This is a genomic window from Paenibacillus oryzisoli (genome assembly GCF_050467285.1).
Taxonomy (GTDB): Bacteria; Bacillota; Bacilli; order Paenibacillales; family NBRC-103111; genus Paenibacillus_E; species Paenibacillus_E oryzisoli_A.
The window spans coordinates 450,921-463,503 of sequence record NZ_JBCMUN010000007.1; the positions used below are offsets into that span (position 1 = coordinate 450,921).

Genomic DNA, 12,583 nt, shown 5'->3' on the forward strand with positions numbered 1-12,583 from the left:
CATATCTTACTTCCTATCATATCGACCTTGGATAAATGGTTTTATTTCCCTTGAAATTCCATTCATTGCATCCTGAGCGTTCATTTGCCCCATCCATACTATGTCCAACCCCGAAAATACAATCGAATTTATCTTCGCTAGATTTTTAAGGTAGTACATAGATCCCGGTACGGAATTGTGAAGAAATTGAAGCATCATAGCCTCCTTAAAACCTGGAGGGTGAGCAGCCGGATTGGCATCTACCCATCTTGCTATGAGATCTGGATCCGTATACCACTTCTTCATTGTAGGCATCCACAAACCACTGGAATAAAGTTCAATGGCATTTTCCGGATTCGACATCCATTTGAAGAGCAGCCACGCTTCTTCTGGGTGCTTGGATTCTTTGAATATTACCGTCGCACCAGACACCCCGACTGTTAAGCTTTTTTTCAATTTAGGTAATACACCTATATCATAATTGACCTTCGCATTACCAAGATCCAAGTTCATCCACTGCCCGCCAATAGCCATTGCAGTTATACCTGATTGCAAGGCAACATTCATGGCAGGAAGTGATTTCGCAGTTAATGGGGATGGAGCTACATGATGCACATTGATTAGATCAGCCAACTTCTGAATTGCATCGGTTGCTTTGGGATCATTCAGAGCAAACTCTTTGCCATCCTCAGTGAGCCAATCACCGCCATTGCTAAAAATAAAATTATTAATCGGCTCATTCCAAGTCTCGAATGTCACACCATACTGTTTAATTTGCTTAGGGTCGAAGTCAGGATGAGCAGCATTATGACCATTTTTGTCAATCGTCAGCTTTTTGGCGTTCTCTACGAATTGTTCCCATGTCCATGCGTTCTCAGCTTTTGTCGGAGGTGTTTCAACGCCTGCGCTGGCAAGTAAGTCTTTGCGGTAAAACAATCCAAAGCTTTCACCTGCAGTGCTGACTCCCCAGGCATAATCTGGACTTTGTTGATACCAAATGTTATCCAGATAATCATCTCTCTTGATATCCGCATCTTGGTTAAACATATCAAATAGATTAATAAACCGATTTTGTTTGGCCCAAGCATCTCCTAGGTCCCCATTCATATACCCCGTATCCGGTAAATCGTTGGCTGCTGCCATCGTAATTAACTTGGTGTTATATTCAGAGCCTGGCAGTTGGATAGTCTCGACTGAAATCCATGGGTATCTCTTTGTAAATCTCGCTGCAGCTTCCTCAATTGCCTTCTTCTCATCTGGAGAGCCCCAATACGTAAATTTCAAGTTGACTTTATTAACGTTCTCAGGAGACTTAGTATTAAGTTGATTATCATTCTCTGTTATTATAGGGTCACTGCAAGCGCTTACCATTAGAGAAAATAAAATCAATACAACCAAATATGATATTTTGCGTGCTCTTCTGTTCATGTGCATGGTGCCCCCTCCCTATGATTAGTTGTCATTTCCCTGGAATTCTAATTAATACCTTCGTTCCTTGACCAAGTACTGATTCAAACGTAACGCCATATGACTCGCCGTACATAATCTTAATTCGTTTATTCACATTTTGAATTCCGACAGATGTCTCATCACATTTTTGAATTCGAGCTAACTGCTCATCTGACATGCCTTGACCATTATCCTCAACCTCAAATTGTAAGCAGCCATTGTGAACGCAACCTTTTATTAGAAGTACCCCACCCGCTTTACGCTTTTCAAATCCATGAACAAACGCATTCTCAACAAAAGGCTGAAGGAAGAATTTAGGAGCTTTATATGTATTAATTTCAGGATCAATCTCAGTTTCGACAAGAAATCTTCCTTCGAATCGTTTGCTCATAATCAAAATGTAACTTTGGAGATACTCCCAGTCATTTTTAAATGGAACCTGTTCTGTCGTTGTTCTCACGGTATATTTGAGCATATTAGATAAGCTAATAATCATCTCGCTGATCTCGTCCTGACCATTTTCTACAGAGATTAGATTAATGACATTGAGGGTGTTATACATAAAATGTGGATCCAACTGCAAGTTTAACGCCTTAATCTCTGCTTCTTTTTCCTTGATCTTGCTCTCGTAGTTTTCTTCGATCAGCCTCTGAATTTTTTCATTCATATCTTTAAATCGCTCACTAAGCACAGTTAGTTCTCTACTACCTGTTTCGTTTATGGAAATTTCAAAATTCCCTTCACCAGTTTGCTTAAATGCTTTCAACAAATTCTTCAATGGTTTTGTAATGCGTCCAGATACAAAATAGGATATAAAAACAAAAAACAATATTAAAAGGAGGATTGAGTAGACCGAGTAAAGCTTAATTGTCCTTAATATATCACGATTAAGTTGATGAGAGGGAATAACAACGAGAGATACCCATCCGGTAATCTCGGAAGTATCAAAACAAATGATAGAATCTTGTCCGTCAATGGCTACCCTTGCTGTTCCGCTACCCTTATCGATGATCGATTGTATCCACTCGTAGTGGTCATTTTTACCGATTTTCTCTTGGTTTTGATGAGAAATATACTGGCCGTCTTTCGTGACAACGAAAAAATAACTCCCCTTCACAGGAAGGCTATTCTGAAAAACTTGACGAAAAAAATCCTCTTTGTAATTAACAATGAGAACAGGCTTCTCGCTTTCAGGTGGAAAATCTTCGTACGTAGTTTCATCAATATAAGTGCCTTTAATCATTTCTACTGCTGAAAACATATAGCGATAATCAACGCTTACATCTTGCATGTAAGAAGCATTATACATTTCAGAGAAATTGTATGTTGGAATCCATACTAGCTTCCCTTCTTGTGCTAAAGCTTCGCGGTACATACTCGTTTGAATAATTGCACCTTCTGGAATGAAGTTTTTACTACTATACTCACCACTTGGGTGAATTGACGTACGAAAGGTTGCATAACTAGTCGCAATCTGTGCAGAATAGATATCTTTTAAATTCAAGAAATATTTGTCCATAGCCACGGATAGTATCTTATCTAATAAAGAAATTTGATAATCGTTATTCGGAATGACTGAAGAGAGGCCATTATGTAAATCCTTATCAATTAAGAACGAAACCATATTATCTTTCGCTTGAGAGAGTTTGGTGTCAATAATTTGATTGTTTTTCCTAACAACATCGTACATATTTTTCTCAGCAATATCGAATACAAGATTTCGACTTACGTCATAATAGTGAAATCCAAAAATAAAAAGCGGCAAAGATATTAAAATAATAAACGCAAAGACTAGCTGGGTTCTTAGTCCGATTCTCCGATTAATCGCGAGCAACCCCTCGATGTACATATAATGTCCTTCCCTGCCAGATTTAGATGATTGCCCTCGATACATTTTATGTTAATAAAATTATATCATGGGATATGCCGATTAACTATTCAGTATTCCTTCTAATTACTTCACTATGCATAACAAAGAGCCACCCAGGTTCATCAGGTGACTCCATGCAAATGATAAAAGCTAATCTCTTACCCAAACGGACATTTCCCCCAGTCCGCGATTTGCCCATGCAAAATATGGGATAAATGTAGCCATAATCGGCTCTTGCATGAATTCTTCATTTGGCTTGTACAATGCATCTCCCCACTGCTCGTTACAATCTCGGAGGCCCGGGATCTGTAAAGTGCCAATACCACCTAAAAGCTCTGGGTTCATCGTCACAATTGCTTCTGTAGAAGCTTGCAGACGAAGTTGATGCAGCTGTTTACCATTGTCTGCTTCTTCCAAGCAATAAACGAGAGGCCCACGTTGTATAGCAACTTTACCAATTGACTCACGCAATAGCGGGTGGCCTTTCATGCGTAAGACCGGCATACAAAGAACCCACTCCACCTCATCATTCGGCAACCATTCTCGATGGATACAAGCATATCCATTGTCAATGGCTTCTTTCCAATCTACCGGTTGCCCATTAATTTTTAATTCAGCGCCTTGACTCCAGTCCGGAACACGCAAAGCAAGAGTAAACGTAACAGAATTTGTAGTTCTTACGGTAAAATGAACCCTTCCCTCCCATGGCAAGTTCGAACTTTGATGGAGGGTAACTGATTGTCCTCCAACAATTAGCTCGGCATCTCCACCAATATACAAATGTGTATACAGACGATTATCTTGAATCGTATACATATATTGGTCCAAGGAGGCCAGCAGACGTGCAATGTTTGGAGGACAGCAGGCACAGCCAAACCAACCTTGTCTTTCTGGCTTCACATGTTCATAATTGTGGTTAATCCCACAGGCTTCCGGCCAAACCTCGAGTGGATTGACGTAGAAGAAATGCTTTCCATCCTTGGACATGCCTGCAATTACAGTATTGTACAATGCTCGCTCTAACACATCGGCATATTCACTTTTCGGAGCAATTTGCAGCATTCGTTGCGCAAAGAAGATTAGACCTATAGATGCGCATGTCTCCGCATAAACGGTATCATTCGGAAGGTCATAATCGAGCGAAAATGATTCTCCATAGGCCATAGAACCTATCCCACCTGTGATGTACATGCGTTTATTTACTATGTTATTCCATAATCTTTGGCAAGTTTCAACTAGACTTTGATCTTTCGATTCGATTGCCACATCAGCAATGCCTGTAGCCATATAGACTGCTCTTACAGCATGCCCTTCTGCCGAATGCTGCTCGCGGATGGGTACGTGAGTCTGACTGTACTTTTTGTCATGAATGACGTTAATAGCTGGCCAGAACGTCGATCTCCCTCGCTTCTCATACTCATCTAAATAGAAATCTCCTTGGCCGCGCTGCTCCAGGAAATATGTACTCAATTTCAAATATCTCTCGTTTCCTGTTACTCGGTAGAGCTTAACTAAAGCTAATTCAATTTCTTGATGTCCATCATAGCCTTGAATTTGATGTGGTTCTGGACCAAATACTGTATCGATATAATCCGCAAGTCGGATAACAACATCCAATAATTTGCGTTTTCCTGTTCCTAGGAAATACGCAACGGCTGCCTCGATCATATGTCCAGCACAATATAATTCGTGGCATTCACACAAGTTGCTCCAACGTTTATCCGGTTCTTTAACGGTGTAATACGTATTTAAATAACCATCAGGTTGCTGTGCTGCTGCAATAACATCAATGACACAATCAGCAAGCGCCTCCAACTCGTAATCAGACTCCTTAGCAAGTAAATAGCCAACCGCTTCCATCCATTTGGCTACATCACTATCTTGGAATACCATTCCATAATGCTCGCCTTCCTCTAAACCTGCAGCAATTTGAAAGTTTTTAATCGCATGGCTCGGTTCCGCACCTTCAATCTCATCATTCAATGCTTGCCATTGATAAGGTATTACGACATTTCGAACTAAGTCAATATAGCTTGACCAAAAGTGATCCTGAATAGAAACCTTGACCTCATTATTAGACGAGAAAATTAGTTCTTTCTTCAATCCCATCCGCTCCTTACATTATCTCTATAACTCCTGCATAATTATCCTTTAATTCCTGTCATTGCGATCCCTTGAATAAAATAACGCTGAGCAATTAAGAAGATGATTAACGATGGGAGAACGACAATCGCAACAGCTGCCATCATTAAATTCCATTGTGAAGAATAAGAGCCTTGGAACAATGTCAAACCTAACATGAGTGTATAATGCTTCTGGGAGGAGAGATATAGCATAGGTCCGAGATAATCATTCCAGCTATTTAAAAAGGTAAATAATCCGACGACAATCAGAGATTGAGAGCTAAGCGGCAAAATAATTTTGCTGTACACTTTAAAATGATTGGCTCCATCGATAAAAGCCGATTCGTCCAAGTCCTTAGGAATTCCCATGAAAAATTGACGCAATAAGAAAATATTAAACAGTCCGCCGCCAAAAAAGGCCGGAATCATCAATGGGAACAATGTGTCTGTAAGATGTAAGATGCGCCATCCGATGAACTGTGGAATAATCGTAACCGCAAATGGTAACATCAATGCGGTAAGCATAATACCGAAAACTTTGTCTCTTCCCGGCCAATCAATACGTGAAAAACCGTAAGCACATAGCGAGCTTGTCAGCAGCACCCCAACAATATTCGCTAACGTTACAATCCCGCTATTCATAAAAAATCTGCCAAAAGGTTGTGCCTCCATAGCATCAATAAAGTTATGCCAATGAACGGTATTCGGTATGATCGAAGGCTTTACTTCAAAAATACTTTCGCTTCCCACAACAGCTGTTCGGAGCATCCAATAGAAGGGAAATAAGATGATAATGGTTCCACAAATCAACATTGTATATACAAGTACATTAATTAGTATTTTGTGTTTTTTCATGATCGTTTGCCATCTCCCTCATAATGTACGAAAGATTTTGAAAACTTGAAGATGAGCAATGTGAATACTATTGTTACAACAAATAAGATCACGGCATTTGCACTTGCCGCACCCATTTTGGAGAATTTAAAGGCGTTTTGGTAAAGGTATAACACATAAAGGAGACTTGCATTATTGGGTCCACCCATTGCTCCGTTTGTTGCAGTTCCGCCGCTTGTCATAACAGCCGGTTGAACAAACGTTTGAAACCCGTTAATAAAGCCCATCACACCGTTGAAAAAAATGATTGGTGAGCTCATTGGAATTGTTATGTGGATGAGTTTACGCCATGCATTACCGCCATCAATTTCGACCGCTTCATAGAGGTGGGCGGGAATCGATTGCAGGCCTGCCAGGAAAATAACAATCGTGCTGCCACTATTCCATAAAGCAAAAAGAATGAAGGTAGGAATAACTGTATTTTCTGACGTTAACCATCTAGAGGTCGGCAGTCCGACAGCGTCAAGCAAATAATTAACGACTCCGAAGTCCGGCTGAAGCAGCCACATCCAGATAATTCCGGCGGATGCGAGCGGGATCACAACAGGGAGATAAAACACCCCGCGGAAGAAGCCCTTCGCTTTAATGTTCTGGTTCAATAAAATCGCTACAAAAAAGGAAAACACGATAATAAGTGGAACACTGAGAAAAACATAATAGAAGGTAGCCTTGACTGATGGAAAGAAAAACATATCTTTTCCTGAAAACATATCTATAAAATTTGTTAGACCAATCCATTCAAACTTTCCGCCAATTGTATAATCCGAGAAGCTGAGCACAATCGTAAAGATCAAGGGGATGAGAATAAAAATTGCATAACCCAGCAATACGGGGGAAGTGAAAAGTAACCCCGTTCTCAACCTTTTTAATCGCTTGGTGGAGGACATTGTTTCACAACACCTTTCATTACAGTTCGGGCAAGAAGCCGAACACTAGGTTCCAACTTCCTGCCCCAATCCGTCATTATCAAATATTACTTCGCGTCGTATCGTCCTTGTATTTCAGGCTTAATCTTTGCAGCTACTTCATCCAGTACTTCTTGAGCTTTTTTCTCTCCCAACCACACGCTATCAAGGCTCGAGGACACTGTAGCGTTAATCTTGGAATAATTCTTTAGGTAGTAAGAAGTTGTCGGGATGGAATTATTCAAAAACTGCATCAACATCGCATCTTTAAAGCCGGGTGGATGTGCCGCTGGGTTTGCATCAACCCATTTCGCAATAAGCGTTGAATCTGTATACCATTTCTTCATTGTTGGCATCCAAAGTCCACTGGAGTAAAGATCAAGCGCGCCTTCTGGATTAGACATCCACTTGAAGAGCATCCATGCTTCTTCAGGGTGTTTTGAGTCTTTGAAGAGAACTGTAGCGCCAGAAATGGCTACAGCTACACTTTTCTTCAATTTTGGCAGAACCCCGATATCATAGTTGACCTTGGCATTACCTAGATCCAGGTTCATCCATTGTCCACCTACAGCCATAGCTGCAATGCCAGATTGAAGAGCAACATTCATGGCAGGAAGAGATTTCGCAGCAAGCGGTGATGGCGCTACATGATAAACATTAATCAGATCAGCAAGCTTTTGAATTGCTTCTGTCGCTTTAGGATCATTCAGTGTAAAATCCTTGCCGTCAGGTGATAGCCAATCTCCGCCATTGCTAAAGATAAAGTTGTTAATCGGTCCGTCCCATGCTTCAAACATCACACCATATTGTTTAATTTGCTTTGAATCAAATGCCGGGTCATTTGCATTCTTACCGTTCTTATCAATCGTTAATTTCTTAGCTGCATCAACGAATTGCTCCCATGTCCAGGCATTTTCCGCTTTGGATGGAGGTGCACTTACACCTGCAGTCTGCAGCAAATCTTTTCGATAGAATAATCCGAAAGTTTCACCAGCTGTGCTAATTCCCCATGCATTGTCATCGCTTTGTTTGAACCAGATTGAATCCAGGAAATCTTCTTTCTTCACTTCCGGATCTTTCTTTAACATATCAAACAAATTGACAAATCGACCTTGTTGAGCCCAGGTATCACCAAGATCACCTGTCATATAGCCCGTATCCGGCAAATCGTTGGCCGCTGACAACGCTTGCATCTTGGGATTGTAGTCATCATTTGGAATTTGAATTGTTTCAACCGTAATCCATGGATATTTGTCTGTGAAACTCTTAGTAGCTGCTTCAATCGCTTTCTTCTCATTCGGGCTTCCCCAGTACGAAAACTTCAATTTAACGGGATCCTTCTTTGTTGCTGTTGTTGCTGCTGTACTTTTCGCTTGCGTACTGGCAGTCACTTCACTCGATTTGCTATCTCCATCTCCGCAAGCGCTTACTAACGAACTCAGTAGAATCGAGGCAGATATGAGTCCAATTGTTTTCTGCGTTCTTTTTTTCACTTTTAAGACCCCCTACGAATATGATATTTGGTACAATTTTATTGTAGTAAAAAGCAAACTTCCAAAAATGACATTATGATTAGTAAATAGGACGGTTTTTGTGATTTAATCCTCTGGGATTCGGATTGTAACTTTCGTCCATTGTCCATGGATGGATTCAAATGTAACTCCATAGTTCTCACCGTACATGATTTTAATGCGATTATTCACGTTTTGTACGCCTACAGCCCCTTCTTCACCGCGTTTAATCCTTTCTAACATTTCCTCCTCAATGCCGCTCCCGTTATCCATGACCTCAAAAATGCGACAACCATCTTGAATTCGGCCTGTTATGGTCAGAATGCCCCCTGATTTACGAGATTCAAAGGCATGGACAAAAGCATTCTCAACAAACGGCTGTAAAAAAAACTTCGGCACACCGAAAACAAATAATTCCGGCTCAATTTTAGTCTCTACGCGGAACCTGCCTTCAAATCGCTTACTCATAATGAGAATATAGCTCTGCAAATATTCCCAGTCGCTTGTAAAAGGGACTCGCTCTGCAGTCATTTTCACGGTATATTTCAGCATATTGGATAGACTGACAATCATTTCACTGATTTCATCCTGTCCATTTTCGATGGAGATCAAATTTATGATATTTAGTGTGTTGTACATAAAATGTGGGTCTAATTGTAGATTTAAAGCTGTAATTTCCGCTTCCTTTTCCTTTATTTTGCTCTTATAATTCTCTTCAATTAACCTATGAATTTTTTGGTTCATAGTTTCAAATTGCTTGCTCAATATGATAAGTTCTTTACTGCCTTTCTCATTCATGGATATTTCGAAATTCCCTTCGCCCGTTTGTCTTAATGCTTTTAATAAATTTAATAAAGGCTTCGTAATACGCCCCGTTACAAAATAAGAAGTGAAAATAAAAATAATGACTAAGAGAATGAAGGAATAGAATAGGTAAGATTTCATCGTACCCAACATAGCGCTTAACAATTGATCTTGTGGAATGAGGAGAATAGATACCCATCCTGTTGTTTTCGAGGTATCGTAGGAGATAAGCGTATCTTTACCATTAATGTGGACTTTGGCAACACCGCTGCCTTGGGTGATAATCGATTGCAGCCAATCGTAATGATCGTTTGTTCCAATCTTCTCGGAATCTAGATGAGAAACATATTGACCTCCCTGAGTCACAATGAAAAAAAAGCTGCCATTCACAGGAAGGCTGCTCTGAAACACATTACGAAAAAAGTCCTCTTTATAATTTACGATGAGCACAGGCCTCTCGATATCAGGGGCAAAGGCCTCATAATTGATTTCATCCACATAAGCCCCATTAACTATTTCAACAGCTGAGAACATATATCTAAAATCAATATCCGTATTCGCCAAATAAGGCACATTAAACATATCAGAGAAGTTATACGTTGGAATCCAAACCAGTTTCCCTTGTTGTTTAACAGCCTCGGTATACATCGATGTTCTCTTGATCCCGCCCACAGGTATAAAATTTTTGAAACTAGTCGCAATTGGTGAAATCGAAGTACGGAAAGTGGCATAACTCGTTGACAACTGCACAGAATAGATATCCTGCAGATTAGAAAAATACTTGTCCATTGAAAGCGAAATTTTCTTGTCTAATAAGGAAATCTGATAGTCATCTGTTGGTTGTATCGTCGTAAAGGCAGTATACAGATCGGGATCGACCAGAAATGAAATCATATTATCTTTGGCTTGAGACAATTTGCTATCCATAATTAACGTGTTCTTTTTCACCACATCATACATATTCTTCTCAACAATCTCCGAAACGATATTGCTGCTCACAGTGTAATAACGAAATCCAAAAATAATCAAAGGTATCGTGATTAGAATAATAAACGTTACAACCAACTGAGTTCTAAGTCCCCAATTACGAAAAAACCCTTTCATTCGACTAATCCTTTCCTGACAAACTACGGAATTTTTTCGGTGATATCCCTTTTTCTCGCTTAAATACACGAATAAAATAGCCTACGTCTTTATAGCCGAGCTTTTTCGCAATATCTGAAATTTTATCAGAAGAATGCTTTAATAGATGCTGAGCTCGTTCCATTCGAATATTGATAATATAATCAGTTACACTTAGTCCCGTGTACGTCTTAAAGAGTGTACTAAAGTAAGAAGGGTTAAAATTATACATTTGCGCAAGTGTTTCCAAAGGAATATCTTCATGGCAATGTTCCTGAATATAACCTTGGCATTTCTTAATAATCACACTATTCTTTCCTAATTGAGTACGTTGAAATATTTCTGCAATTTGTATAGTCAGTTTTTTTAAGCAGTGCCTAAGCTCCCTGTAATCCGCACATAAAAGGATTTTTCTTTCAAAATCTTCAGTGAGCTTCGATAATTCTTCTTTAGAAGCAATATGATGTGCTTCCTTGAGCCGATTGGTCATTAAACGCAAACAATCTTTTTTTATGCTTACTGAGTCTGGATAAGAAAGACCCTTCACTTTCTCAAGCAGATTATTAATATGTGTGTTCATCTGTTCAACATTGCTTCGTTGTATTGCATTAGACAGATTCGTTTCGTTTTCAAACACATCGATAATACGCGGTATATCGGACAGGTCATTATAAACAATTACCTTGCCCTCTCCAACAACAAAACTACTATCTACTGCTTTTCTTGCATGATCATAGATCTGATTCCCTAAAGCCCAATTGCCTTCATACACCTGCACACATCCCGCTGTCCACTTCATCCCGTGTTCAACTTGGAAATCGCTTAACTTTTCTTCCAGCTTTGAGATAATCGTCTTGAAGTACATCGTATCTGATTTGGATTGTGCGAGGAGTAGAATAAATCTACCTTCCGCATCAGTCGTCAGTCCGCTCATTAGCGATATCCCCTCTAAAGCATCTTGCAGAATCCAATTAATGAAGAGGGTTGATTTGTCCTTTGAAAGTGGAAGTATCTCTTTGCTAACCTGCATAAGGATTAACATGCCGTGATTCATAACAGATCCTGGGGTAAATTGTGTTCTTACTTCGGCTCCATCAGCATTTCCCTGTAACCAATCAAAGAGTAATTGCTGACGATAAGAGCTTATAGAAAAAACTAACTTCCGTTCAATATCCTCTAATTTCCGATTCTCTTGACGTTCATAATCCAGAACATTCTCCAGCTTTAGTAATAACTGCTCAAGCTCAGGCTTCCCCAATGGCTTGACCAAGTAATCCGTTACACCTACTCGAATCGCTTGCTGCGCATAGTTGAAATCGCCATATCCTGTAATAAGTACAATTTTCCCTTTAAAGTTGTTTATTGAAAGTGTGTTGATGAGTTCCATTCCATCCATCACAGGCATACGAATATCTGTCATAACAATATCAATGTGACTCTGAGCAATAACTGCTAAGGCTTCCTGGCCATCCTCCGCGGTATGAATCTCATATTGTGGTCTTAGCGATTTAATAATGACTGACATTGCTCGCAATTGCCGCGGCTCATCATCAACGAGAAGGACTTGGCACATTGTTTAACCTCACTTCCGGATTTTTGTCAACGATAACAAAATCATATAAAAAAGATAAGAATTAAAAATAGTACTTTAATTGGATTTTAACACTTTCATTATATCCTTGAGTATTAATATCCGTATTCCACCAAAATCTTGCTTGAAATTGTCCACTAGCAGAAAACGTCCACTATCTTCGGGCACCATTGAAAAAAATAAATTAATGGAAATAATCCTATTATCAGAAAAGAATCACATTCAAGAGCTGAACTGAAATACTATAATTTAGATTGAAAGGGGGTTAAGGAATAAATAAAGAGCATTAAGACTAATAACTTGCAAGCTAGGCTATTTTTCCAGCATTTTATTCC

At 39.6% G+C, this 12,583-nt stretch carries 8 protein-coding genes; all 8 read right to left on the reverse strand.

Annotation, left to right across the window (positions count from 1 at the left end):
- Positions 1-6: 6 nt before the first annotated feature.
- Positions 7-1,407 (reverse strand): ABC transporter substrate-binding protein, encoded by a 1,401-nt coding sequence (locus ABE504_RS14310; protein WP_430089513.1) that lies wholly within the window; start codon positions 1,405-1,407, stop codon positions 7-9.
- A 31-nt stretch (positions 1,408-1,438) separates the two neighbouring features.
- Positions 1,439-3,277 carry a sensor histidine kinase gene (locus tag ABE504_RS14315; protein ID WP_430089515.1) on the reverse strand — a complete coding sequence of 613 codons (1,839 nt, stop codon included), beginning with the start codon at positions 3,275-3,277 and terminating at the stop codon, positions 1,439-1,441.
- Positions 3,278-3,448: 171 nt separating this feature from the next.
- Positions 3,449-5,407, reverse strand: a complete 1,959-nt coding sequence (locus tag ABE504_RS14320; protein ID WP_430089517.1) for a glycoside hydrolase family 127 protein — start codon at positions 5,405-5,407, stop codon at positions 3,449-3,451.
- 35 nt (positions 5,408-5,442) lie between these two features.
- Positions 5,443-6,276, reverse strand: a complete 834-nt coding sequence (locus ABE504_RS14325) for a carbohydrate ABC transporter permease (RefSeq protein ID WP_430089520.1) — start codon at positions 6,274-6,276, stop codon at positions 5,443-5,445.
- A complete protein-coding gene (locus ABE504_RS14330) occupies positions 6,273-7,202 on the reverse strand; it encodes a carbohydrate ABC transporter permease (RefSeq protein ID WP_430089523.1) in 930 nt (309 codons plus the stop codon). The genes ABE504_RS14325 and ABE504_RS14330 overlap by 4 nt, the downstream gene beginning before the upstream one ends.
- Positions 7,203-7,288: 86 nt before the next feature.
- Positions 7,289-8,713 (reverse strand): ABC transporter substrate-binding protein, encoded by a 1,425-nt coding sequence (locus ABE504_RS14335; RefSeq protein ID WP_430089526.1) that lies wholly within the window; start codon positions 8,711-8,713, stop codon positions 7,289-7,291.
- 105 nt (positions 8,714-8,818) lie between these two features.
- Positions 8,819-10,639 (reverse strand): sensor histidine kinase, encoded by a 1,821-nt coding sequence (locus ABE504_RS14340; RefSeq protein ID WP_430089528.1) that lies wholly within the window; start codon positions 10,637-10,639, stop codon positions 8,819-8,821.
- A gap of 4 nt (positions 10,640-10,643) precedes the next feature.
- Positions 10,644-12,230, reverse strand: a complete 1,587-nt coding sequence (locus ABE504_RS14345) for a response regulator transcription factor (protein ID WP_430089530.1) — start codon at positions 12,228-12,230, stop codon at positions 10,644-10,646.
- Between the last annotated feature and the right edge of the window lie 353 nt (positions 12,231-12,583).

Excerpts from the sequence above, each read along its gene's own strand:
- ABE504_RS14310 (WP_430089513.1), bottom strand. The coding sequence starts at position 1,407 with ATGAACAGAAGAGCACGCAAAATATCATATTTGGTTGTATTGATTTTA.
- ABE504_RS14315 (WP_430089515.1), bottom strand. The coding sequence starts at position 3,277 with ATGTACATCGAGGGGTTGCTCGCGATTAATCGGAGAATCGGACTAAGA.
- ABE504_RS14320 (WP_430089517.1), bottom strand. The coding sequence starts at position 5,407 with ATGGGATTGAAGAAAGAACTAATTTTCTCGTCTAATAATGAGGTCAAG.
- ABE504_RS14325 (WP_430089520.1), bottom strand. The coding sequence starts at position 6,276 with ATGAAAAAACACAAAATACTAATTAATGTACTTGTATATACAATGTTG.
- ABE504_RS14330 (WP_430089523.1), bottom strand. The coding sequence starts at position 7,202 with ATGTCCTCCACCAAGCGATTAAAAAGGTTGAGAACGGGGTTACTTTTC.
- ABE504_RS14340 (WP_430089528.1), bottom strand. The coding sequence starts at position 10,639 with ATGAAAGGGTTTTTTCGTAATTGGGGACTTAGAACTCAGTTGGTTGTA.
- ABE504_RS14345 (WP_430089530.1), bottom strand. The coding sequence starts at position 12,230 with ATGTGCCAAGTCCTTCTCGTTGATGATGAGCCGCGGCAATTGCGAGCA.